This is a genomic window from Janthinobacterium agaricidamnosum (assembly GCF_003667705.1).
Lineage (GTDB): Bacteria > Pseudomonadota > Gammaproteobacteria > Burkholderiales > Burkholderiaceae_D > Janthinobacterium.
The window spans coordinates 2,822,742-2,847,760 of the sequence record NZ_CP033019.1 but is presented as its reverse complement, the minus strand read 5'-3'; the positions used below and the strand labels follow the sequence as shown (position 1 = coordinate 2,847,760).

The 25,019-nt window shown below is 55.5% G+C and carries 19 protein-coding genes and 2 pseudogenes; 12 read left to right on the top strand and 9 right to left on the bottom strand.

From position 1 onward, the window contains the following. Positions 1–98 precede the first annotated feature (98 nt). Positions 99–1,112, top strand: a complete 1,014-nt coding sequence (locus D9M09_RS12750; protein WP_121669457.1) for a DNA-binding protein — start codon at positions 99–101, stop codon at positions 1,110–1,112. 128 nt (positions 1,113–1,240) lie between these two features. Beyond that, positions 1,241–1,588 (top strand): hypothetical protein, encoded by a 348-nt coding sequence (locus tag D9M09_RS28960; protein ID WP_162995658.1) that lies wholly within the window; start codon positions 1,241–1,243, stop codon positions 1,586–1,588. Between the two features lie 256 nt (positions 1,589–1,844). On the opposite strand, the gene D9M09_RS28955 is transcribed toward D9M09_RS28960, so the two are convergent. Next, positions 1,845–2,069 carry a hypothetical protein gene (locus D9M09_RS28955; RefSeq protein ID WP_162995657.1) on the bottom strand — a complete coding sequence of 75 codons (225 nt, stop codon included), beginning with the start codon at positions 2,067–2,069 and terminating at the stop codon, positions 1,845–1,847. A 17-nt stretch (positions 2,070–2,086) separates the two neighbouring features. On the opposite strand from D9M09_RS28955, the gene D9M09_RS12745 reads away from it, so the two are divergent. Next, positions 2,087–5,890 (top strand): hypothetical protein, encoded by a 3,804-nt coding sequence (locus D9M09_RS12745; protein WP_162995656.1) that lies wholly within the window; start codon positions 2,087–2,089, stop codon positions 5,888–5,890. Positions 5,891–6,353: 463 nt separating this feature from the next. Here D9M09_RS12745 and D9M09_RS12740 read toward each other — a convergent pair whose 3' ends face one another. Next, positions 6,354–7,262, bottom strand: a complete 909-nt coding sequence (locus D9M09_RS12740; RefSeq protein WP_205602357.1) for a DUF6685 family protein — start codon at positions 7,260–7,262, stop codon at positions 6,354–6,356. A gap of 789 nt (positions 7,263–8,051) precedes the next feature. Continuing rightward, complete coding sequence (locus tag D9M09_RS12735) at positions 8,052–8,708, bottom strand: SDR family oxidoreductase (RefSeq protein ID WP_240453630.1); 657 nt, start codon at positions 8,706–8,708, stop codon at positions 8,052–8,054. 583 nt (positions 8,709–9,291) lie between these two features. Here D9M09_RS12735 and D9M09_RS12730 point away from each other — a divergent pair. Continuing rightward, positions 9,292–10,638: a chitinase gene (locus D9M09_RS12730; RefSeq protein WP_240453629.1), complete on the top strand. Its 1,347-nt coding sequence runs from the start codon at positions 9,292–9,294 to the stop codon at positions 10,636–10,638. A 36-nt stretch (positions 10,639–10,674) separates the two neighbouring features. On the opposite strand, the gene D9M09_RS12725 is transcribed toward D9M09_RS12730, so the two are convergent. Further along, the gene (locus tag D9M09_RS12725; RefSeq protein WP_121669455.1) at positions 10,675–11,259 is read right to left on the bottom strand and encodes a TetR/AcrR family transcriptional regulator; all 585 of its coding nucleotides are present in this window, start codon (positions 11,257–11,259) and stop codon (positions 10,675–10,677) included. A 92-nt stretch (positions 11,260–11,351) separates the two neighbouring features. Between D9M09_RS12725 and D9M09_RS12720 the strand changes: the two genes are divergently transcribed. Continuing rightward, entirely contained in the window at positions 11,352–11,789 is a 438-nt protein-coding gene (locus tag D9M09_RS12720) for a nuclear transport factor 2 family protein (RefSeq protein WP_121669454.1), read from the top strand. A gap of 581 nt (positions 11,790–12,370) precedes the next feature. Here the strand turns inward: D9M09_RS12720 and merR are convergent. Next, positions 12,371–12,769 (bottom strand): Hg(II)-responsive transcriptional regulator, encoded by a 399-nt coding sequence (gene merR, locus D9M09_RS12715; protein ID WP_121669453.1) that lies wholly within the window; start codon positions 12,767–12,769, stop codon positions 12,371–12,373. A gap of 65 nt (positions 12,770–12,834) precedes the next feature. Here merR and D9M09_RS12710 point away from each other — a divergent pair, with 65 nt between their 5' ends. From D9M09_RS12710 to D9M09_RS29635, 3 genes are read left to right on the top strand one after another with little or no spacing between them, the layout of a single operon-like run. Further along, positions 12,835–13,179 (top strand): mercuric transporter MerT family protein, encoded by a 345-nt coding sequence (locus tag D9M09_RS12710; RefSeq protein WP_121669452.1) that lies wholly within the window; start codon positions 12,835–12,837, stop codon positions 13,177–13,179. 11 nt (positions 13,180–13,190) lie between these two features. After that, positions 13,191–13,466: a mercury resistance system periplasmic binding protein MerP gene (gene merP, locus D9M09_RS12705; RefSeq protein ID WP_121669451.1), complete on the top strand. Its 276-nt coding sequence runs from the start codon at positions 13,191–13,193 to the stop codon at positions 13,464–13,466. Positions 13,467–13,470: 4 nt separating this feature from the next. Further along, positions 13,471–13,683, top strand: coding sequence for a GDCCVxC domain-containing (seleno)protein (locus D9M09_RS29635; RefSeq protein ID WP_121669450.1), 213 nt, complete (start codon positions 13,471–13,473; stop codon positions 13,681–13,683). 140 nt (positions 13,684–13,823) lie between these two features. Here D9M09_RS29635 and D9M09_RS12695 read toward each other — a convergent pair whose 3' ends face one another. Then, positions 13,824–14,867 (bottom strand): DNA-binding protein, encoded by a 1,044-nt coding sequence (locus tag D9M09_RS12695; protein ID WP_121669449.1) that lies wholly within the window; start codon positions 14,865–14,867, stop codon positions 13,824–13,826. A gap of 252 nt (positions 14,868–15,119) precedes the next feature. Between D9M09_RS12695 and D9M09_RS12690 the strand changes: the two genes are divergently transcribed. Further along, a complete protein-coding gene (locus tag D9M09_RS12690; RefSeq protein ID WP_071080214.1) occupies positions 15,120–16,070 on the top strand; it encodes a site-specific integrase in 951 nt (316 codons plus the stop codon). 234 nt (positions 16,071–16,304) lie between these two features. Here the strand turns inward: D9M09_RS12690 and cadR are convergent, their stop codons facing one another. Beyond that, positions 16,305–16,739, bottom strand: a complete 435-nt coding sequence (gene cadR, locus D9M09_RS12685; RefSeq protein WP_071080215.1) for a Cd(II)/Pb(II)-responsive transcriptional regulator — start codon at positions 16,737–16,739, stop codon at positions 16,305–16,307. 85 nt (positions 16,740–16,824) lie between these two features. Between cadR and D9M09_RS12680 the strand changes: the two are divergent. From D9M09_RS12680 to D9M09_RS12670, 3 genes and pseudogenes are all read left to right on the top strand, one after another. Continuing rightward, positions 16,825–19,226: pseudogene (locus D9M09_RS12680) on the top strand (heavy metal translocating P-type ATPase). Beyond that, positions 19,223–20,299, top strand: a complete 1,077-nt coding sequence (gene lspA, locus D9M09_RS12675) for a signal peptidase II (RefSeq protein WP_121669448.1) — start codon at positions 19,223–19,225, stop codon at positions 20,297–20,299. Before D9M09_RS12680 ends, lspA begins: the two are co-directional and overlap by 4 nt. Positions 20,300–20,331: 32 nt before the next feature. Then, positions 20,332–20,645, top strand: a pseudogene (locus D9M09_RS12670) (Tn3 family transposase); the annotation flags it as partial. Positions 20,646–21,544: 899 nt separating this feature from the next. Here the strand turns inward: D9M09_RS12670 and D9M09_RS12665 are convergent. Next, positions 21,545–21,874, bottom strand: coding sequence for a P-II family nitrogen regulator (locus D9M09_RS12665; protein ID WP_071080219.1), 330 nt, complete (start codon positions 21,872–21,874; stop codon positions 21,545–21,547). Positions 21,875–21,922: 48 nt separating this feature from the next. Further along, positions 21,923–25,015, bottom strand: coding sequence for an efflux RND transporter permease subunit (locus D9M09_RS12660; RefSeq protein WP_121669447.1), 3,093 nt, complete (start codon positions 25,013–25,015; stop codon positions 21,923–21,925). Positions 25,016–25,019 lie beyond the last annotated feature (4 nt).

The window sequence follows — 25,019 nt, the reverse complement described above, 5'->3', positions numbered from 1 at the left end:
CCTGCGTCATTTTCAAGTAAGAACTCTTCTTGAAGTTCGGCAAAAATGGTATGTAATTACATGGTACGTAATATCCTATCTTATTTCGTCGACACGCCATGGCCCGTATTGGACTTTATCATTTTGATGTCAAAAAAGCACGCGACACCTTGCTTGCGCAAGGACGGCATCCGTCGGTCGACGCAGTGCGCGTTGCCCTGGGCAACACCGGTTCCAAAACCACCATCCATAAATATTTGAAAAAATTGGAAGCGGAGGAGGGGGGACGTGATAAACGAAAGGCGCCTATCAGCGATGCATTGCAGGATATCGTGGCGCGGCTGGCGGCGCAGTTGCACGATGAAGCAAATGAACGCGTTTCAGTGATCGAGACAGCTGTAAAAGAGAAGGAGAGGGATCATGTTGTGATTGTGGCTGGTTTGCGGCAGGAATTGGTGTCGCTGGAAGAGCAACTGCGCCTGGCCAAGGACCAGGTCGAGGAAATAGGGCGGGCACATGCCGACACCGGTAACCGCTTGCAACAAGAAGCTATCTCTCGTCACACCGCACAACAGCAGGTGATTGGCCTCCAGGAGCGCCTGGCCGAAAATGAGGCGCACCGACAATCACTGGAAGAAAAACATACACATGCACGCAATTCTTTAGAACACTACAGGCAATCCGTCAAAGAGCAGCGAGACCAGGATCTCCGGCGCCACGAGCAACAGCTACAACAAGTTCAAGCAGAGCTACGGCAACAGCAACATACTCTTGTGCAAAAGCAGGAAGAAGCGACGCACCTCAATCAGGAAGGTGCACGGCTGGTTGCTGCGCTCTTGCAGGTTGAAAAGTCGTTATATGATGAGCAGGCAGCAGGGCGTCGATTAACCGAGCAGCTTGCCGCCAGCCAAAGTGCCGAACACCAGGTCGGAGTAATGTTGGTGCAAGTCGCCAGCAGCGAGCGTCGGATAGAGGCTCTTGAGGAACAGCTGACTCAGGCGGCAGCGCAAACAGAGGTGCTGTCAAACCAATCACGCACGTTGGAAGCGGCACTTGGGACGGCGCAGGCAACGTTGGTTTCACAGCAGCAAATTATTTGTGAGTTGCGTGGCCGTAATCCGCAACCTGATTGAGTTGAGATCGACGGCATATCCAACCCTCTACTTTGTCGGGGTGGTGCATCATTTTTAAGCAAAACATGTGCTATGCTGAAGTTATCGGTGAATTCTTAGCTATATACATAGCGGTCTGAGATGGCATTATGGTCGGCAATTCACAAATTCAACACAACAGTAAAGCGTTCTTGGATATTGATGAACGTCGTCTTGCAAAGCATGCGCCAGTTGCATTAGCCCTTCGTACGGCAGCGGCTCCGATTGTGAGCGAAATTATCTTTTTAGCCAACCTCCAGGTAGAACGATGGGAAAAGAGTTCACTCTGTAGCAGAGACTATATTTATGCTTGGCGAGAACTTCTCAAGCATCCTAATGACGCGGCTTCCATTTTGGAAGAACGGTCGCCTCACGCAGCTGCTTTGCGCCAGAACTCTCCTTTTGTTGCCTCGGTTCGAAAATTCCAAGCATCATCCAAAGTGTCCATACAAGACTAGACATTCATCTTATTGTTGATAGGTTAGGCAAGCACGCGGCGCGAGTTGCAGTCACTACAATGGGAGTCCATGTAGGCGTAGACGCTGGTGAATAGGGCCGTGTGGGTGCTCGCTTTATTATTTGAATTGATTCGTAATCCATCCGAACGTATAGGCTGAACGGAACTCCGATATTCATCGGTCGCATCGACTAATTACGGATGCTCCAATGCCTTTAACTGAATTGCCACGGGTTCACTAGACTCTCTCGAGCCACTCAAAATAGTGATTTTCGTAATTCACCGGTGGCTGCTTGTTGTTGACGCCATGACGACGCTTCGGATCGTAGAGCATCTCGATGTAGTCGAAGATCATCGGCCACTTTTACTGAACGCTTACCTAAAGTTATCTCTATTTCCTTGGCAACTCTAGTAAAATCTTTTTTAGTAGAAACTTGGCGCGCACGCTTTTCGCGGTTAACCATCACGCTGGCTTTTTCCACTCCTGGGAGACTACCACTTGTTGCTCACTGAAAATTTACTCGATGACTGGGTCCGAGGCAATGCCCGGGACGCACAAGGTGTCATCGTGGAACTGGTTTGGCGTATAGTTGCTGCATCTGTGCCAAAACCACGGGAGCGCCGTTTCCCGCTGGGCGACAGTATCGGGCAGCACGGCCCCGATGGAAAACTACGTGTTGATCTGGGTTTCGATCCCTTCGTGCCAGACGGTGATTCTTACTGGGAAATCGGTACCAATCTAGATGCTGGAGCGAAGGCTACGTCAGATTACAAAAGCCTGAAAGAAGCGACGCCTGAAGATGTTCGCAAGGCGGCGACCTTTGTATTTGTCACGCCATTTTCTGGACGACGAGGATGGGAGGGTTCGTGGAAACCTGAAGCTCAGCTTGATTGGCTGTCTAAGCGTCGAAATCAAGAGGAGTGGCGCGAGGTACGCGTGATCGATGGAACCGTGCTGCTGGACTGGATTCGCAAGTTTCCAGCGGTGGAAAAATGGTTGCTTCAAACGATGCGCGGCATGCCAATGCACGACATTGAAACTGCGGAGGAGCGCTGGGATCTAACGCGCTCAATTGGCGAGCCTCCGGCCCTGGTCAGCGAGCTATTTCTCGCCAACAGGGGAGATGCCTGCGTTAAATTGCAAGAAGTAATCGATGATAAGCTGACGCAGCTGAAGCTGGAGACCCATTATCCCGATCAAGTTGTCGACTTCATCTCGGCATATATCTCGACATTTGATGCAGAAACCAAGGCCGATGCAATGGGGCGGTGCTTGATCTTATCAAGCCCTGCAGCATGGGAAGCGCTTGTTCTTTACGACGAAAAGCACATTCTGATTGCTGACGCGCAACTCGACCTGAATAATGACATGGGGTTGCGTTTAATCCAGAAGGCACGACGCAAAGGGCATGCTGTGATATTCGGCGGCCCCCGAGGCGGCATTCCAGACCCGGCCAGTATTCCCTTGTCCATGCCCAAAATGCAGCATATCCAAGATGGGCTGGAGAAAGGCGGCTACAACGACGAGCGCGCCCGATCGCTTGCCCAGAAAAGTGGAGGGAATCTGGGATCGCTTTTACGCTGTATTCAAAACCTTTCTTTGATGCCCCAATGGGCGGAGAACTCGGCTTCGGCAGAACTGGCCATCGCGATGCTTTTGGGATCTTGGAACGAGCGCTCCGACGCGGATACTCAGGCAGTAGGAATCGCCGCGGGAAAGACCTACGGGGAGTGGATCGCGGCAATCCGTCAGGCAGCGTTGCGCCCGGGCACTCCCCTTAAACAATGGGAAAGCGAATGGCGCTTCGCCGCACGCTACGAGGGCTGGTTCGCACTAGGCCCAATGCTATTCGACGATCAGGTTGAGCGCGTCGGCCAAGTTGCTGTCACAGTTCTCCGTGAGGTGCATCCTGAACTTGATTTGCCGGCCGACCAGCGCCATTTTGCCAATTTTAAAGGAAAGTCAAATCGGCATTCGTCGACGCTGCGGCTAGGGGTGTCTGAATTCCTTGCATTGCTTGGCAGCGAACCGACTGCATTAACATCCTGTTCAACTGGCAAAGCCCCCCATATTGCCACTCGTGTGGTGCGCGACATCCTGGATGGTGCCACTTGGCAGCACTGGGCAACACTCAACGATGTCCTACCTTTGCTAGCTGAGGCGTCGCCTAGTGCTTTTCTAGCGGCGGTAGAGGACTCGCTCCAGGCCACTGATTGCCCATTTGATGAACTGTTTAAACAAGAAGGCGACGGCGCGCTCACTGGGGGAACATACATTAGCGGGTTATTGTGGGCACTGGAAACCCTTGCGTGGGCCCCAGATCTGTTCATTCGGTCAATTCATTGCCTGGCCCAGTTGGCCGAGCGGGATCCTGGAGGGAAGTGGTCCAACCGCCCAATAAATTCGCTTCGCACCATTTTGCTGCCGTGGCTCCCTTTAACGTGCGCTGATGTGCCCAAGCGAATTTCTGCGGTCGAAATATTGATCAAGGACCTACCCAGGGTTGCATGGTCACTGCTGTTGAAGCTTTTTCCCGAGTCTCATTCCACATCAGATGGGACGCGGCGTCCTGCATGGCGCTCTTGGATACCAGAGGACTGGAAGAAGGGAGTGTCCGAGGAGGAATACTGGCATCAGACTGGGGCATACGCGCGGCTAGCGACTGAAATGGCGCGTTCCGACACTGATCGCCTGATCGAGGTTACTGGCCGAATCGGCGTGTTGCCACCAGATGTGCAGGAATTGCTGTTTCAAAGTATCGAAGAGGGTGTGTCGAAGGACACTTCCGGCGAAACTGGCTTTGCCATTTGGTCCGCATTGGACCACGTTGTACGGAAGCACCGACGTTTCGCAGATGCGGCATGGGCCATGCCAGAGGAAGAAGTGGAGCAGATTGCCCGGTTGACGGACAAGCTCACGCCAAAGGATCCGCTCATCTTTTACCGTCGGCTATTTAACGGCAATGATTTTGATCTCTACAGTTCGGAAAACGACTGGGAGGCCGCCCGTCAGGCTTTGGAACAAAGCCGCCAAGATGCGGTGGCAGAGATCCACTCATCCGGTGGCTTTGAATCGGTTGTCCGGTTTGCGGAATCTACAAAGTCGCCTCGGCAGGTCGGCCTGGCTTATGGAGCAGAGGCGGACGAGCATCTGGACGCGCGCGTATTCCCTGCTTTCTTGAGCGACAGACATAGCGTCCGATACCAGTTTGCGAGCGGCTATGCCTGGTCACGCTTCACACTGGCTAAATGGGAATGGATCGACAAACAGGGCTTTGCGCAGTGGACGAAACCAGATGCGGCCGAATTCCTGTCCCTTTTCCCATTCACTCTGCCAACTTGGCAAAGGGCCGACGTGGTCTTGGGGGAAGACCAAGAACTGTATTGGCGCATCGCAGATGCCAACATGTACGAAGCGGACGAAGGAAGCCATGATGCGATTGATAAATTACTCCAGTATGACAGGCCCCGCACGGCTATCAGCTGCCTGTATCAGCTTCATCACCAGCACAAGAAGATCGACCATGCCCAAGTGGCCAAGGCTCTTCTCGCGGCGGTGAATTCGTCAGAGCCACAACATCAGTTGGAGGAGCATTCGTCCATTAAGTTGATAGCACTTCTTCAAGAAACCAAGGGCACTGACCAAAGCGAACTGGCGCGCATAGAATGGGTGTATCTGCCGCTCCTTGAACATCATCTAGGTGTTTCGCCGAAAACAATCGAATCGGAGATGGCAGAGAACTCCAATACATTCTGTGACATGATTCGCCTGGTTTTCGGGCCGGAGGAGGAAGAAAAACCCATTGAGGAGGCTTCCCCTTCACAGCAAAATATTGCCACCAACGCATATCGTTTGCTGAGTAACTGGAAGGTGGTCCCAGGATCACGTGATGGAAGATTTAACGGTGCAGCGTTAATCGAATGGTCACAGGCCATGCGGGAGAATGCAACTAGAACGGGACATCTCGGCATTTCATTGGATATGTTCGGCCGTGTCTTGACCCATGCACCAGAGGATCCATCTGGGCTGTGGATTCATAAGGTTGTGGCTGCTATCCTGGATGCACCTGACGCAGAGACTTTGCGTGACGGTTTTCGGATTCAGTTGTATAACTCGCGGGGTGCGCACTGGGTTGACCCCACCGGTGCCCCTGAGCGTGGATTAGCCGAAAAATACCGGACACGTGCGGAAGCTGTGGAGAACGCGGGCTTTATGCGGTTCGCGTCCACTCTACGAGATCTCGCCGCAGAGTATGACCATGAGGCCGAGCGCGTCATTGGGCGAAGCAAGCGGGATGAGTAATTGTGGGTAGCCACAATGTTCTAGTGTCGCTGCCGGAGGTGTAAAATGGCACGTGGAAGAGGAGTGTTTTCTGAATAGTTTAAGTACGAAGCAATGAACCATCCACGCTATAACCGAGAGGCCGGTTAAGCATCACTGGTCGCATGCCTAAAAAGGATTTCGTGAGAGCCATAATTCATCTTGCTGAAGGCGTGCTAGTTGCGGAGCGCGAAGACGGACTCCGTTTATCACACGCTGACGCCGCTCAACTAGCTGATCTGCTTGGGTTGAACGATGTGACATCGTCAGAAATTTCTATGATCGACTGGCATGAGGACGCAGAACATGCTCCACTATCCGGGCACAAGGTGGCCATATATCAACGTCTACGCCTCTATGAGCAATCATTAGAGTAACATTTGGCTAAGCCAAGTGCTGTCGCGTACCGCCAAGTATGGCCTGCAACGTATTAGAAGTCGATTGCTCAGTGGATCAACTGCTTGGACGCAAGGCCGATAAGGTGTTGCCCCAAATCGACCACGCCCGCTTGTCGAAGCACAGCGGCAACTTTTAGCGAACGACGCTCGTTTTTAGGCAGCAAAATCGCTTTGGCATTTTTAAATGGACGGGGCATGTAGTGCCATAACCATGTTGCCCTGAAGGCTTTCATTGCGTCATGAAACCGCAGTGAGACGGTCGTTTCATCAGAGATGACGAACATCTCGTAATCACGACAAAGCGATGTAATTGCATCTAAATTCAACGAATAAGTATAGAGCTTACCCTGAAGCGGAACCGACTCAGAAAGACGAGTGGCGATGTACTTTGCTGCGGCGAAGTGATGTGAACCACCGCTGTTCATCAAGAACAGACGGTTGTCCCAACGATAGCGTCCAAAATAGTCGCTCCCTGGGGAATGAATAATTCGAATCTCGCTGTGAGCGAGGTTTTTGGCCAACTTCTCGTGCGTGACCACATCGATCATTTCGCTTGAATTGGTTTCGACCATCTCATCGGTGCTGGAAAATTGTCGAAGTTCGGACTTTGATGCTGAGAATCCATGCACGTCGGCTATGTCGCAAGTCCAGTGCTCAATGACTTCCTGCTTCCCAATGTGTTCGTATTCTGGACGATTCAAAGTGAAACCGCTGTAGTGGTATTTGTCATGCAATTTCCACCCCATCAGCGTACCGTGTTTACGGCGGGAGTAGTCTGTATATGGAACCTGGCCCAACTTATGCCATTGCACGATGCTTTCAGCGGCAATACAGGGAGGTGGATCATCCAACGAAACCCGTATTTCTGGATGTTCGGCGAGAAGGCGCATTAGGCTGACTGGCTGACCAAAGTCCTCCCGAATACCATCTACAATTGTTTTAAGCAAAGTGGACAACGAAACCTCTCTTGGTTCTGAATGGTGAGTGTGCAAAATCTTATTAAGCGTCGTGCTCAGGATATTTGAAAAATATACATTCGTCACCACCAATTTACATGGATACCGCAGATAAGTTATCTGGCGAGGGAGCATCTCCCGAGCGAATTGCAAGATTTCTCATGGTACTTGATGAATCGGCGGCAACGTGGGCATATGACCATATCCATTTACATCATCGAGCGGGCCTTCGATGAGTTGCGCAAGAGACAGGATATTGCTCCAGAAAAGATCCCTTAAGCAAGAAGGAAAATGCATGGCCACACGAATCAGTAAGGTCGGTCATCGAACGGCTCGTGAACGTGGTGTGTTCACAGAACGGTCCAATATGCGAGGAGTTTACAGTAGGGCTATGGATGAAGGCGGTGATCAAGAGCGTATGCTTGCGAGAGAGTTTCACGAATGGGCCGAAACCATGTCGGCATGGCCGCGGACAGCCGCAATGTTGAACTCTATCCATTTATGAAAAAACTATCGATGAGAGACTATTGTGTCCACAGAGAGTAGAGAATTGTGTGGGCTTACTATTTGCTGCTAGGGGGGTAGGAACAAATTTATGCAAATTTCGGGAACAACTTTGTGCAAACGAACGAATGTACTAAAAGTATCGCCCACCTCCGTCCATAATTTGACATAATATAAATTATGCGAAGTTATGGACGGATTTGTCAAATCCCCCGTTTTGCAACTTATACAATCGCAAATGCGATTTTGGCCCTTTGCGCGCCGCTGTTGCCGGCGGCGCACCAGCTACATGAAATACGGCTTGTCCCCGTCCGTGTTCGGTTTGTTCACGCCCAGGTTGGCGTGCCGGTGCAGGTCTGGCGTTTCGATGATGCTGGCGATCAGGTCTGCCACGCTCCGGCGCGAGACCACGGTGCCTTTGAATGGCGCGCGGCGCGTGGTCAGTTCGTAGTCGACTTCGTCTTCGTTCGTCATCCAGGCTGGGCGCACGATGGTGTATGCCAGGCCCGATGCTTCGATGGCGTCGGCGGCGCGGCGGAATGGTTTCAGGTCTTCGGCCAGCATGGCGTTGTTCCACTCGCCGAATTTGCCGGGAACTTCATCGTAGATGCCCATCGACAGGACGAAAATCAGGCGTTCGACGCCCGAGGCCCGCATGGCGGCAATGATACTGTTGGCCTGGTGTTCCATGTCGTCGCCCACCAGATTGGCGTAGACCACGTCGTGACCGGGCATCGTTTGCCGCAGCAAAGCCTGGTCCAGCACGTCACCGGCCAGCACGCTGCTGTTGGCCGGGACTGGCGTTGGCAGCTTGCCGGGATTGCGCAGCAACAGCGTCAAGGCGAAGTCTTTACGGCCCGCGAAGGCGCGGATGACCCACTGCGCCACCTGTCCGCCTGCACCCAGTATCAATATCTTTTTCATCGTTATCGTTTTCGTCATGGCACGCTGCCATGCAGGAAGTTACAGCCTTTCTTCGACGAAAGGAACACGGCGCGCTTGAAAAAAAGACAAAACGCTCCATGAGTGCCAGCCCATCGCCTGGTCTCATGGTAGATTGCTGCCCGTGTAATTTCAATGAAATCAAGTGCTTGCCGACTATGTTGAATGAGAAGTCTCAACATTGGATAAGCAATCAGGAGACCCGCATGACTCACTCGCATCCACGCCCGGCGCTTCTTTTAGTGCATTGCTGCCGCTTTCTGTCGCTGCTGGATGTGCCGCGTGCCGCATGCCGATTTGCGCCAGGAAACAATACCGCAGCCGCTGAGAGAGTCATCCTCCCTTCCCCGCCCTGCTCCCGGCACCATTCCTGGCACCATACCAGCGCACCGGAAAACAGGCACTGGTATGGCCCGCATCGCCCATCCGAAGGGGAAAGTCCGCAACTGGTATTGTGATCTTGCACAAACAATAAAACCAGTTGACTACCACCTGCAATGCTTGCACTCTGAAAAATCGGACGGTGATAAACCGGCTGGGCCATGAAAAAAATACACAAGGAGACGCAATGAACCGGACAGTCATGAATACCCTCATCCTTACCCTCTTCGGCGGGACGTTGGCCGCTTGCGGCGGGGGCGACGGCTCCAGCGCAGGAGCAAGCCAGCTGCTGGCCGGCGCCACCGAAGCGGTCGCCTGCTACACGCCATGGAACAGCGGCACCGCCTACAACGGCGGCGGCAAGGCCAGTTACAACAACGTCAACTACACGGCCAACTGGTGGACGCAAGGCAATAACCCGTCGACCAGCAGCGGCGGCGCCGGCAGCGGCCAGCCCTGGACGGTGGTGGGAGACTGCGGTACGCCGACACCGACTCCTACCCCAAGGCCTACGCCCACCCCGACACCGACACCGACGCCTACCCCAACACCAACGCCAACTCCTACCCCAACCCCAACGCCGACACCAACTCCGACGCCGACCGGCCTGGCGAAGCACGCGCTGATTGGCTACTGGCATAACTTCACCAACCCCAGCGGCGCGACGTATCCGATCAGCCAGGTCAGCGACGACTGGGACGTGATCGTCGTCTCGTTCGGCGACAACGCGGGCGGCGGCAATGTCAGCCTGACCATCGATCCGGGTGCGGGCACGGAAGCGCAATTCATCGCCGACGTGGCCGCCAAGCGGGCGAAAGGCAAGAAAGTCATCCTGTCGCTGGGCGGGCAAAACGGTTCCGTTTCCGTCGGCAACACGGCCGAAGCGACGAATTTCACCAACAGCCTGTACGCCATCATCACCAAGTATGGTTTCGACGGCATCGACCTGGACCTGGAAAACGGCGTGGCGCAGGGCGCGGCCATTCAGACCTACTTGCCGATCGCCGTGAAAAACCTGAAAGCCAAGGTCGGCAGCAGCTTTTATTTGTCGATGGCGCCGGAATGGGTGTACGTGGAAGGGGGCTACACGAGCTACGGCAGCATCTGGGGCGCCTACATTCCCATCATCAATGCCTTGCGCAGCGAGCTGACGGTGCTGCACCCGCAGTACTACAACAACGGCGACATCTACACGCCGTACGCCACGGGTGCCATCAAGGCGGGCTCGGCCGACCAGCTGGTGGCCACGGCGCGCATGCTGATCGAGGGTTTTAACTATGGCGGCAACACCTTCGCCGGCTTGCGTCCGGACCAGGTGGGCTTCGGCGTGCCATCGGGCCGCAGCTCGGCTGGTTCCGGTTTCACGACGAATGCCGACGTCAGCAACGCCCTGAATTGCCTGACGCGCCTGCTCAACTGCGGCACCATCAAGCCTCTGCAGGCGTATCCGGACTTCCGCGGCGTGATGACGTGGTCAATTAACTGGGACCGCCACGACGGCTATAACTTCTCCGTGCCGACGAAGAATGTCCTGAAAACCTTGCCGTAAGCGGCATTGCCCGACTGCGCATGCGGGCTTTGCCGCTCACATGCGCAGCACCGCCGCGCCCAGCACGCGCATCTGCAGCGCAATGCCGTGGCGAAACGCCTCCCCTCCCCCCTGCGTGTGCTTGATGCCATCCATGGTGGCCACCAGCAAGGCGGCCACTTGCGCGGCAGTCGCGTCCACCCGGCGCAGCGCAATGTCGCCTGCCGCTTCGGCCTGTTCCAGCGCGCCGGCCAGCGACGCCACCAAGGTTGCCCGCGCCGTCAAGGTGATGTCGGCGGCCAGGGTCATGTTGGCGTCGAACAATTCCTGTCCGTGGGCGCTGTCGGAAATTTCCGCCATCAAGCCTTGCTGGAATGCCAGCAGTGCCGTTTCGATGCGCGCAAGAACGGGACCGGGCTCGGCCATCGCCGCCGCCACGTGCGCCATCACGGTGGCATGGGCCCGTTCGGAGCCGGCGCGGAACACGTCTTCCTTGTTCTTGAAGTGCAAATACAGCGCCGCGCGCGACATGCCGGCCGCCTGCGCGATGTCGAGCATGGACGTCTTGCGGTAGCCGTAGCGGCAAAACACGGCCAGGGCCGCATCGAGGATGAGCTGGCTTTTCAGGGTATCGGTCGTCATCCAGTCATGTTGACACTTTGAGCATATAGTGTCAACATGACTTTTGGACAAAAACCGTCAAAATGTCAATTACCTACCCGAACAGGACTGCGATGCACGATTTCAATGCCGCACCGACTGAAGAACAGCAGATGGACCTGCTGCGCCATACGGAACGCAGCCGTTTGCGCGCCCTCGTGGCCGCCGATACGCAGGCGGCGCGCGCCCTGCATGCCGACGACTTCCAGCTGATCACGCCCATCGGCAGCATGCTGTCACGGGAACACTACCTGGGCGCCATCGCCTCCGGCCACATGCGCTATCTGAGCTGGGAGCCGGACGCGATCAGCGTGCGCCTGTACGGCACGGCCGCCATCCTGCGTTACTCGGCGCAACTGGAAATCATCTTCGGCGGCCACGCCGTGCCGCGCGCCCGCTACTGGCATATGGATAGCTACGAATGGCGCGATGGGCGCTGGCAAGCCGTCTGGTCGCAGGCGACGGCTATACGAGGGTCGGCCGGGATTGCGGTTTTTTTCGCGAAAAGCTAACTAAGCTAATGATTACATGGAAAGAAATAGTAAATCGACACAATTCTCTATCCGCAGTGGATACAATAGTCGCCCATTGATGTTTTTTTATAAATGGATAGTCTTTTATGTCGTGGGTCCTGTGCTCTATCCAATCTACATCTGCGCCGACAGCATTTTGAGCACTCCCGCTGTGCTACTTAATCAACTCCTGCCCGTGCGCCAAGCCGGCTGTCACTCCAATGATTGCTCATGCAGGCGTAGACGCTGATAGACGGCTATCTTGTGCCCGGTTAGAGGGGCACGCTCTACGTCCTCATGCCAGTCAATCATGGATACTTCTTCCGATGTCACATCGTTTGTCCAAAGAAGATCAGCCAGTTCAGTGGCATCAGAGTGCGATAAACGAAGGCCGCTTTCGCAGTCCGCAACTAATGCATCATCGACAAGATAGATTCTCGCTCTCACAAAAGTCCTTTTAAGAAAACGCCAAGTGATCTGCACCCAACTTTTGTTTCGAAGGTCCTTATCATAAGATGGCATTATGGTAGTACAGCTCGGCCGCAACGGCTTTTCGTGTCTGGGCTACAAGGATTTGCATTTCAGTCGTTGATCAGCGCCTGAATGATTGGGCAGCATTCGTCCCGTTCCTCGTTGTCGCACCGTGCAACCATGCCTGTGAGAGCGATTTTGATCGTCTGCAGATCGGCCAATTTGGACTCCACCATGGCAAGCTTCCTGGCAGCCAGATTGCGCGTGCCGACGCAGGCCAGCGAACCTTCCAGTTTGAGCAAGCTCGTAATTTCATCGAGCGTGAAGCCAAGTAGCTGCGCGCGCTTGATGAACCGAATCCGACGAATGTCTTCTTCTCCATAGGTCCGGTAGCCTCCGTGCGGCCGCGCCGGTTCGTCGATTAGCCCGCTACGCTGGTAAAACCGGATTGTTTCCACGTTCACGCCGGCGGCGCCGGCCAAACGGCCGATGGTCATTTTCTCGATCATGCACTTGACTCCGTATCTATGTACGGAGTTTATCCTATTCTCGTGTAAAACCAATTGGAATCGCCATGACGATCGGAACGAAAGGCACTCTGGCCGCTGGGGTATTGGCGGCGCTTGGCGCATCCGCATGCTGCGCCGGCCCGCTCGTCCTGCTGATGCTTGGCGTCGGCGGTGGTTGGGCGTCGCGCCTTATCGCATTTGAGCTGTACAGTCCTTATTTCACCGGCCTGACGCTGCTGCTTCTCGGCCTGGCCTTCTACAATCTCTATGTGCGCCGACGCGCCTGCGCGCCGGGTGAAGCGTGCGCTGCAGATCGAGTCATCAGGAGCCAACGCATCCTGTACTGGCTCGTTACGTTGCCAGTGATACTGCTGCTGGCATTCCCCTTGTATGCCCCGCTGTTCTATTGAAAGGATATTCTATGCGCATCCCCACCTTCATTTTCTCGCTGCTACTGGCTGGATCGGTTTTCGCCAGTTCGCTGAAAACCGTCACCCTCAATATCCAGAATATGACTTGTCCGGCATGCCCGATCACCGTCAAAAAAGCGCTGGAGCAGGTTCCAGGTGTGAGCGATGTGAAGATCGATTTCGAGCACAAGACCGCAACGGTGCATCTGGATGCGGACAAGGCCAATATCGCGCTGCTGACCAAGGCGACCGCCGATGCGGGCTTCCCGTCCACGGTCGGGAAGTAACGCCATGGCCGAGGCAATTCTCACATCGACCCTGATCTGCCCGCACTGCGGACTAAGCAAGCAGGAAGTCATGCCTACCGATGCGTGCCAGTTCTATTATGAATGTACGGGCTGCGCCATCGTGTTGAGGCCGAAGGCCGGCGACTGTTGCGTCTTCTGTTCATACGGCACAGTGAAATGTCCGCCAATCCAACTGCAGCGTGGGTGCTGCGGCTAGCCGGCCGCTGAATGGACTGATACTGATCGACATAAGCACGCAAAAAACAATTAATTTGACTCAAAAACGATTACAAAAAGGTCCTTTTCTCAAAAAACGATTATATAATTGGCATTCTGGCATTGATCATAGACGGATACTCAGTGGTCTGCCTTTGAGGTTGCTGGGGTGGCTGCGATCTTGTCGAGGTAGGCTCGCAACTGCTCGCCGATTTGCTCCTGCGCCTGAACCTTGGCGTTGGCCTGCGCGAACATGAACTCCAGCTCGCTGACCTGCGCCTTCAGCGGCGCCATACCGTTGTTGGCGTCCCTCAACTGTTCAGCCAGCAATTTCGCCTCGGCAATTTTGCTGGCAAGTTGGTGCTCAGTATCGGCGGCATGTACGTGCAGCGATTGCAGCGTGTCGATTTTCTGCTCCAGCTTACGGTTCTGCGTCAACTGCTCATACAGGCCCAGTTTCGTGTAGGACAGATCCGCCACCAGCTTCGCCCCTTCCTGGTTCAGACGGGTCGTTTCGTCCTGTTTCACGGCGATCGTCTGCTGTGCCTGCCGCAGTTCGGCCTGCACTTGCTGGATCTGCTGTTCGTGGCGTCGGATGTCGGCTTCCCGCTGCTCCTTTACCGACTGGCGATAGTGCTCCAGCGCTTGGCGCGCGTGCTGGTGTTTTTCCTCCAGCGATTGGCGGTGCGCCTCATTCTCGGCAAGGCGCTGCTGGAGGTCTGACACCTGCTGTTCGGTGACCTGGCGCATGGTCGACTCCCTTTGATGATCGGCGTGGCTGACAACGAGCGCCGCCATCTGTTCCTGCAGGGAGATCTCCAGTTCCAGCGCGCGAGCCCGTAGCCGCGAATTCTCATTTTGGATACCTTGCAGCGACGCCGCATGCTCGGCAGCCTTCGCATCGGAATCGACACGGACCGCTGCTACCCGCTCCTCAGCCTCCTGCTGCAGCCGCGCGGCCAGTCGCTCCACCAGATCTTGCAAAGCTTCACTTACCGAGGTGCGCTTGCCGTCGCCGCCGCCGTCCTCGGTTTCCAGCTCCTTGAGGTACTTGTGGATGGTGGTTTTGGAGCCGGTGTTTCCCAACGCTACGCGAACGGCGTCAACCGACGGGTAGCGCCCTTGCGCCAGCAACGCATCGCGAGCTTTTTTGATATTCGATTGATACAGTCCGGCGCGGGCCATGGCGTCTCCACGAAATAAGATGATGGATTACATACCATGTAATTACATACCATTTTTCTCGAAATTCAAGCTCAACTTTTCCTTGAAATTGAAGCAGGATAATATAAGGTTATCCTGTGTCAGACCTGCTTTCGTGCCATTTTGGCCGCGTGTGTTGTACATTTGCCGATAGCGCCAGACATAATTGGTTACGCCGCTCGCTACGATCTACACGCCGGCGTTACCCGCCCGCTTTTTCTCCCTTGTCATGCCATGTCTAATATCGACCTCTTTCTGCAGGCCGCCACGCGCGAGAACACGCGAAAAAGCTATCAAAGCGCGATCCGCGACTTTGAAGTGGAATGGGGTGGTTTTTTGCCGGCGACGTCCGATAGCGTGGCACGCTACCTGGCCGATCGTGCCGGCAAACATGTCGTCAACACCCTGCGTCAGCGATTGGCCGCATTAGCTCAGTGGCATCTCGACCAAGGCTTTCCAGACCCAACCAAAGCTCCGGTAGTACGCCAGGTCTTGCGCGGTATCCAGACGCTGCATCCAGCCGAGGAAAAGCGGGCAAAACCATTTCTGATCGATCAACTCATGCTGGTCGAGCACTGGTTGACGGCCAACGTCGACGCCGCGCAATCCCAGGGAGAAATGGGCACCGAGCTGCGGTACCGCCGCAACAAAGCGTTGTTTCTGCTTGGTTTCTGGCGCGGGTTTCGCGGCGACGAGTTGACGCGCCTGCAAATTGAGCATGTTCACATCACGCAAGGTGAAGGGATGACTTGCTTCTTGCCGCGCACCAAAGGTGATCGCCAGTTCAAGGGCGGCAACTTCAAGGTGCCGTTGCTATCGCGCCTGTGCCCGGTCAGCGCTTATGAGGAATGGATCGCTGCGGCGAGATTGACGGCTGGACCGGTGTTTCGTGCCATTGATCGCTGGGGCAACATCAGCGATAACGGACTAAACATCGATAGCCTGGTACCGCTCCTGCGTAATATCCTGCAGGAAGCCGGCGTTGATGCGCCTGAGTTGTACAGCGCTCACTCGCTGCGGCGCGGCTTTGCCAGCTGGGCAACAGCCAATGGATGGGATCTCAAAACGCTAATGGAGCACGTGGGCTGGAAAAACGCCCAGTCCGCCATCCGCTACATCGACAGTGAAGATCCCTTTAACCGGCACCGCATCGAGCAAAATCTGCGTCCTCCTGAGAGCAAGTGATCGCACATCTGCGGCTGTACCGAAGGCGCGTATCCACTGAGCACCTTATGCAGGGCCGATTCGAATGAAGTGATGGGTTTGGTAAAGGCCATCAGCCTGAGCCTCGATCTGATGCGTAAACCTGCCGCCCACGACCGATACTGCTCAGTCAGTTCGGCTATCCGCACCGAGTTATTGCCCATATGGGGGGTATCTCAGAAAACGGAAAATTAAGCACGTTAAGCCCTGGCTTGCTCAGATGGCTGACTGTTCGGCACTTACAACATGGCAATTGCAATTGCCCAACCCTTGCAAAATGCCGCATGCCTGCACAGGGCGAGCACCTGAACACTGTTCGCGCAGAACAAGCAGGTATTGCCTCAACTGCAACAACGCTTCCACACGTACTTCCACTTGCTGGATATGGGTGTCCAGTAGCACATTAACCTCGCCACAATCCTGCGTTGGGTTGTCTCTCAGACCTAACAACGCCCGAATCTCGCTCAACGTCATGTCGAGCGAGCGGCAATGACGAATGAATTGCAAGCGCTCAATGTGAGCATCGCCGTACAGCCGGAAGTTACCACCGCTTCGCGCCGGCTTCGGCAGCAGCCCTTCCTTTTCGTAGTAGCGGATGGTCACAGCCACGCACCCAGAGCGCTTGGCGAGATCGCCAATTCTGATTTCCATGCCTCAATCTCCATTTATTACTTGACTCTATAGTGACTATAGGGATTTTAATTGAGATTGTATAGAACATTTGAAGGAGTTATCCATGAGCGAATGCGCTTCAAAGGGGTGTGGCTGCACAACTGAGCCGATCATCCAACCCACGACACAAGTCCCGCAGACAACCGAATCGGCTCAAGCGGTGTATCGCATCGAGAACATGGATTGCCCCACGGAAGAGGCGTTGATTCGAGGCAAGCTGGGCGGGCTGCCCGGCGTAGTCGGACTCGACTTCAACTTGATGCAGCGCACTTTAGCCGTGCGGCACGAATTGCCCTCGCTATCTTCCGTTGAGCAAGCGCTGACGGCCATCGGTATGCAAGCCGTGCGCATGGATCAGGCATCGACCGAAAAAAAGACCAAGCTGTCCATCGCCAAGATGGATTGCCCGACCGAAGAAGCGTTGATCCGCAACAAGCTCGGCACCGTGGCTGGGGTTGCCGATCTCGATTTCAACCTGATGCAGCGCACGCTGTCGGTACGCCATGCTGACCAAGCTCTACCTGACGTGCTCGCGGCTCTGCAAACGCTTGGATTTGAGGCGCAGGTGATGGACACGACCGAGGCCGCACCATCCACTTCTCCTTTGACCGCGCCAACCAACTGGTGGCCGCTGGGCATCTCGTTGGTAACTGCATCGGCGGCCGAGGCGGTCTACTGGTTCCACAATGGCAATCATTGGTCGGTCGTCGCTTTGGCCCTGGTCGCAGTCTTCACGGGCGGCCTCTCCACCTACAAGAAGGGTTGGATTGCGCTCAAGAACCGTAACCTCAACATGAACGCTCTGATGTCGATTGCCGTCACGGGTGCCATGTTGATCGGTCACTGGCCCGAAGCGGCTATGGTGATGGTGCTCTTCGCGCTGGCCGAAGTGATCGAAGCCAAGTCATTGGATCGCGCCCGCAACGCAATCCGTGGCCTGCTCGACCTGACCCCGGAACTGGCCACGGTGCAACAGATTGACGGTACATGGAGGGAGGTGAGTGCAAAGCAAATTGCCATTGAAAGCCGCGTCCGGGTCAAGCCGGGTGAGCGCATCGCCCTTGATGGTGAGGTGCTGGAAGGCCGCTCTGCCGTAAACCAAGCCCCGATCACGGGTGAAAGCCTCCCGGTCGAGAAGGCCCCGGTGATTCGGTGTTCGCTGGCACCATAAACGAATCCGGTTCATTCGAGTACCGCGTCACCGCTGTAGCCAGCCACTCCACACTAGCCCGCATCATTCACGCGGTTGAGGCTGCTCAGGGGAGCCGTGCACCAACCCAACGTTTTGTCGATCAGTTCGCCCGCTGGTACACACCCATTGTGTTTGGCGTTGCCATCGCCGTTGCGTTGTTGCCGCCGCTGTTCATGGGTGCGGCATGGCTCGACTGGATCTACCGTGCATTGGTTCTGTTGGTGGTCGCCTGCCCATGCGCACTAGTAATCTCTACACCGGTCAGCATTGTCAGCGGCTTGGCCGCTGCCGCCCGCCACGGCATTCTCATCAAGGGCGGCGTCTATCTGGAAGAAGGCCGCAAGCTGCGCTGGCTGGCTTTGGACAAGACCGGCACGATCACACACGGCAAGCCCGCACAGACCGATTTCGTCGCATGGGGCAATACACTCGCCTTGGACAGCCGCAGCATCGCTGCCAGTCTGGCTGCCCGCTCCGACCATCCTGTATCCAAAGCGGTGGCACAGGCCGCGCAGACTGATGCAGTTGCCCTATTCGACGTAGCCGAGTTCAGCGCGTTGCCCGGTCGGGGTGCGCAAGGTAAAATCAACGGGGAGACCTACCATCTTGGCAACCACCGGATGCTCGAAGAGCTGGGACAGAGCACTCCAGAGCTGGGACAGCGCATCGCTGCGCTGGAAACCGCGGGCAAGACCGTCGTGATGTTGGTAGGCGCAAAGGAGGTACATGCCTTATTCGCCGTAGCGGACACCATCAAGGACAGCAGCAGGAACGCCATTGCAGAGCTGCATGCACTGGGCATCAAAACCATGATGCTGACCGGCGATAACCCCCATACGGCACAGGCCATTGCCGCACAAGCCGGAATCAACCGTGCGCAAGGCAACCTGCTCCCAGACGACAAACTGCGCGAAGTTGAGAAACTTGCCAGAAACGGCAAGGTTGGCATGGTCGGTGATGGAATCAATGATGCCCCGGCCTTGGCACGAGCGGACATCGGCTTTGCAATGGGGGCTGCTGGCACGGATACCGCAATCGAGACCGCCGATGTGGCCCTGATGGACGACAACCTGCGCAAGATTCCGACGTTCGTGCGCCTGTCGCGTGCGACGGCGCAGGTGCTGATGCAAAACATTGTACTGGCCCTTGGCATCAAGGCAGTGTTTCTGGTGCTTACCTTCACGGGTCACGCGACCATGTGGATGGCTGTGTTTGCTGATATGGGGGCTAGCTTGCTCGTCGTTGGCAATGGCCTGAGGCTGTTGCGCAGATGAGCTGGAAATTCTTTCTCTATGACTGGGGTGGCCTGAACATCGCGTTGTTTCAAGCCATCAACACGGGTACACCAGCCACGCTGGGGCAGCTAGCGTGGTTCTTCAGCCTCGTGGGGAGTTACTGGACAGCGCCGCTGATGATGCTGGGTTTGTGGCGGTGGTCGAAGTTGGCCACCAACCCGGCGCGTGGCGCGGTCGTTCTGCGCCGCCTTATTGGATTTAGCGCGGCCGTTTTGCTGGCTTTCCTGGTCACCACCGTCTTGAAGCTATGGCTTGACTTTCCACGCCCGCCTGCCGTTCTCGGCGACCTGGTACGCGTCATCGGTGAGATTGAGCAGCACTACAGCCTGCCCAGCGGGCATGCTACCTATGGCGCGCTGGTGGGCGGCGCGCTCTGGCCTTTGATGGGCCGTCGTGGCCACATCGGTTTAATGCTGTACGCCATGCTGGTCGGCTGGTCGCGCATCGCAGCCGGAATGCACTTTCCAGCCGATGTGCTGGCGGGGTGGGTATTAGGATTAAGTTGCTCGGCGCTCACCGGGCGGCTGACCCTGCTGGCTGCCCCTGTGTGGCAATTGCCTCGCCGCACATCGACTTGGATCTGGTTTGCAATGGCCGCCAGCGCTGTCATGACCGATCAGCTCGCGAAGTTCGCCATCACCCGCACGTTTGCCTACGGTGAGCAGGTCGAAGTCACCACCTTCTTCAACTTTGTCCATGTTCTGAATCCCGGCGCGGCATTCAGCTTCTTGGCGAATGCCGGCGGCTGGCAACGTTACTTCTTCATCACGCTGGGTCTGGCCGTTTCTGTTTGGCTGGGACGCATGCTGTGCCAGCAACGGCCACGGCTTGAAGCGGCGGGCTACAGCCTGATTCTTGGTGGTGCGCTTGGCAATGTCGCGGATCGCGTGTTGCGTGGACAGGTTGTTGATTTCCTCGACTTCCATTGGCGGCTCGCGCACTGGCCCGCCTTCAATGTCGCCGATGTGGCAATTTCTGCCGGAGCCGTCTGCTTGCTTTTGGTAGTTGTAATCCAAAGAGGTGTAACCGCAGAAGGCGAATTGTCCGGTTGAGCTATACCCTGCGGCCGGAACTGGATGCAATGCTGGCTCACCAGAACCGTCTGCTCAAGATTGCCCGCGAGGGCGGCCAGATGACGCCTGCCGACCTGGCTAAGTTATCGAGGGCATGGCCACCGTCACCGACGAAATCATCGACCTGCACGAGCGCATTATGGGCAAGCTGTTTAATGCTGCCCAGAACAAGCATCAGCAGCAGTTCCAGGCGTCCGGCATGGCGATCAATGCCAAGGCGCGCCTGTGCGGACGCATCGGCCAGGTGCTGGTTGACGCCAAACAGTCGGGCCGCGACCCATTCGCCGCCATTGAGGCCGTCATGTCCTGGGATGCCTTCGTCGATCAGTCCTTCCTCGGTCGGGCAATCCATATTTTCGATGTGATATGTCGCGCGACTTTGGTCTGCAAGCGAGGAGGTCATCATTGACGTCGATGATGTCACCGCACAACCGCAACTTGTTGATTCGTTTTTGTCTTCAAAGAACTCCTTTATTCATGTTTCCCTAGTGTACTGAGTTGGAAATTCGTTGATGATTAAATGTGTTGAAATCGCATGGAGACAAGGAACAAAGCACAGCTAGGCCGGGGCCTGGCGCGCATTTGTGACGCAGTATCGGAGCGATTCTCGGCATATTTATTCAACGAATTTTTAACTCGGGACACTAGCGTTATTTTGCAGGGTTAGCGCTGATGACTGTTTCAGAGAGAATACCGGAAAAGCGTTACTCTCTAGGCTAGGCCAGTGTACGCCACTCGGCGCATGCTATCGAAGGTGACCAGCTTGGTGGCTTGGGCTACTTTTTGTCCCGAGTGAGAGGCGTTTCGGGGGAACTGTCAGGCGAAACACTACCCGACAGGATCTGTATTACTTCCGGCACGTTCCCGTCCTTGCAGTATTGTGGGGATATTTCGACCTTGTCGTAAAGCTCAGGCTTGATCGATGAAGGCACATGCGCGCTGAGATATTCGCCGTGGCGGCCGTGGGGAACCTTGATTCCTATATAAGTTCCGGCAGCGATCTGCGCTGATGTCAATGACGTAAGACAGCGCGGCGGGGATACGCGTAAATTCTCAACGGTGTAGATTTCGCTAACATAGCCGGCTCGGCTGTTGGGACCCAATCCCGGATCTGTCGCACATCCTGTTAGAGTTAGAACTGCAGCCGTCAATGCCGATGCTACCAATGCAAATATGTGAGTTTTCATCGCAGTCTATTTCCATGAAAGTGAGGTCACCTCGTCACTAGCCAACTTTAGTGGCGCTTTGAATGTCGTTGATGAAGACCCATCCTGTGCTGGGCTGCGCAGCCTGAATAATGAGCTGCTGCAGCGACTCAGCCAAGCCGTCGTCACAAATGAGTTCCAACTTTATTTCCGCCACTACCGGCTCGGCAAGCTCGACGGAATAGTGTTGCTGGTGCGGGTCCGCACTGGTGTACAGTCTTTGCACAGTTGAGACTGTCAGGTGATAGCAACCGATACCCGAAGTGATATCGCACATTCCGGAGTCACGCAATGCCTCGGTCACTGCGGTGATGTGATGAGGATGTACAAAAGCGTTAATCTGTTTCATGTCATGCTCCGCTAAGGGATGCCGCCCGTTGGGGCGGCAAATGGTCGATTAAGTCGCCGAAAGAGCTTTACGTTGCTTGCGATTCTCCACCCACTCGTAGAGCAGCGGAAGTAGTAAGAGGGTCAACGCCGTCGAAGTGAATAGACCGCCAACAACAACGGTGGCCAGCGGTCGCTGTGTCTCGGCCCCGACTCCGCTCGACAACAGCATCGGTACCAGACCAAAAATCGCGATCGATGCGGTCATCAGGACCGGTCGCAAACGCAATGCCGCTCCTTGCCGCACCGCGTCGCGAATCGACATGCCTTGTTCGCGCTGGTCATTCAGGAAGGTGACCAGGACTATGCCATTGAGCATGGCAACGCCAAAGACCGCGATGAATCCGATCGCCGACGGCACGGACAGGTATTGTCCCGTGATGAACAGGCCCACCACACCGCCGATTGTCGCGAAGGGCACGTTGGCGATGATGAGCGTGGCGTAGGTGAGTGAATTGAAAGCTGTGTAGAGCAAAATAAAGATCAGGCCGATGGTCAAGGGAACGATGATGGCCAGTTTGGTCATCGCTCGTTGCTGATTCTCGAAGGCACCGCCCCACTCGATCACATAGCCCTCCGGAAGCTTGACCTGTTGAGCGATTTTTGCGCTGGCTTCCTTCACGAAGCTATCTACGTCCCGGCCTTTGACGTCCATCTGGATGACCGCATAGCGCTGCAGCTGTTCCCGGCGGACGAACGAATAGCCTTCGTCGAGTTCGATTGTCGCCACATCCGACAGGGGCACCAGGGCGCCGCTCTCGGTGCGAATCGGGATAACACTGATGCTTTGGACGCTGTTGCGAAATTCTGGCGCCAACCACACCTGGATGTCGAAGCGTCTGGTGCCCTCGATCACCGTGGACACGGCCTTGCCGCCGATACCTGCCTGGACCACATCGAGGATGTCATTGGCGTTGATCCCGTAGCGCGCTGCGGCGTCCCGGTTCACATTAATGACCAATTGCGGCTTACCCTTGTTTGCTTCGAGCGACAGATCCGCTACGCCAGGAACTTTGTCAAGTACGCCCTTGAGCTGGCCGGATAGCCGGTCCAGCGTGTTCAGGTCCTCACCATACAGCTTCAATGCCAACGTGGCGCGTACGCCTGAAATCAGCTCTTCTACGCGCATCTGGATCGGTTGGGTCGCCGAAATCACCGATGAAGGTGCGGCCTTTTCGAGCTTCTCCTGCATCGTTTTTGCCAACGTCGGCACGTTGATCTTCTCGGGCCAGGTGGCTTGCGGTTTCAGATTCACCAGCAATTCCATGTAGTTCACGTCTGCCGTATCACCTTTTTCGGCCCGTCCAATCATCGCAATGGCCGAGTCAGTTTGGGGGAACGTTTTCAGCGTCTTTTCCAGTTGTTGGGAGATGCGGATCGATTCGTCGAGCGAGGTTGATGGGATGCTGCTTACTCGGAACATGATCGTGCCTTCCTGCAAAGAAGGCATGAACTCCTTGCCCAGAAAAGGAACCAATGCAAAGGACGCGAGCAGCGCCACGACCGCTACGCTGACGACGAGCTTTTTTCGTTCCAGTGCCCAATCCAGCAATGGCAGATAGAGTCGCTTTGCATGCCGAACAACAAAGGTATCCTTCTCTTGCTTAGGTTTCAGAATCAGCGCCGACAATACGGGCACCAGCGTCAGTGTCAGTACCAGTGAACCGATCATGGCAAAGGTGATGGCCAATGCCATCGGCTTGAACATCTTGCCCTCCAATCCGGTCAGGGAGAACAAGGGCAGGAAGACGACAATAATGATCAGGATGGCAAACGCAACGGGGTTCATCACTTCGCGCGCCGCCTCAAGGATGATGTGGGTCTTGTTGACGGACTTGCCGCCTTGATGGGACAGCAAACGAAATCCATTCTCGACCAGCACGACCGCGCCGTCGACCATCATGCCGATCCCCACCGCCAAGCCGGCAAGCGACATCAAGTTCGCTGAGAGACCCCATTGCTTCATCAGGATGAAGCTGATGAGCATTGCCAACGGCAAGGTGACGATAACGACTAGGGCGGACCGGATTTCACCCAGAAACAGGAACAGAATGAGTGCAACCAGAATCGACCCTTCAATCAAAGCGCGTTCCGCCGTGGCGACTGCCTTGTCAACCAATTCGGTACGGTCATAAATGGGCTTAATCGACACGCCTTTGGGCAGCCCTTGTTGAACGACCTTGAGTTTCTCCTTCACCCCTTCAACGACAACCTTGGCATTTTCCCCGATGCGCTGCAGCGCCGTGCCAAGCACGACTTCTTTGCCATCCTTTGTTACGGCACCTGAGCGCAGGGAGGGACCTTCCTTGACCTCGGCGATATCTCGCACATAGACCGGCGTACCGTTGCGGGTCGCCAGTACCACACTGCCAATGTCTTTCACACTAGCGACCAGACCCAGGCCGCGCACCAGATATTGCTCTTGTCCGATGTTCAAATACTGCCCGCCGACCTGGCGGTTATTGGCCGTTAACGTTTCCATGACGGCTTTGAGGCTGATGCCATATTTGATTAACTGATTCGGATTGATCAGCACCTGATACTGCTTTTCATCACCGCCCCAGGATGTCACGTCATCTACGCCAGCCGCCGTGCGCAGTTTGAGCCGCACATTCCAGTCTTGCAGCGTTCGCAAGTCCATTGTCGACATGCTTTGATCAGCCGATTCGACGGTATACCAGAAGACCTGTCCCAGTCCTGAGCTATTGGCACCGAGTGTCGGCTCCCCATACCCTTCCGGTATCCGCTGTTTCGCTTCCAGCAATTTTTCGCTGACCAGTCGCCGCGCGAAATAGGTATCGACGTCATCCTTGAAATTGACACTCACATAGGACAACCCAAACAGCGAGACTGACCGAATCGCCTCCACACCGGCGAGACCAGCCATGCTCGTTTCGATCGGCGTGGTCAGCAGTTTCTCGACATCTTCGGCAGCCAGTCCTGGCGATTCCGTGTAGATATTGACCTGAACCGGGGTGACGTCGGGGAAAGCATCAACCGGCAGATCGCGCCAGGTCTTTATCCCAAAAATAATAACAATCACGAACGCAACAATGACCAGCACCTTGTAGCGCAGCGATACATCAACAATGGTATTTAGCATAGTG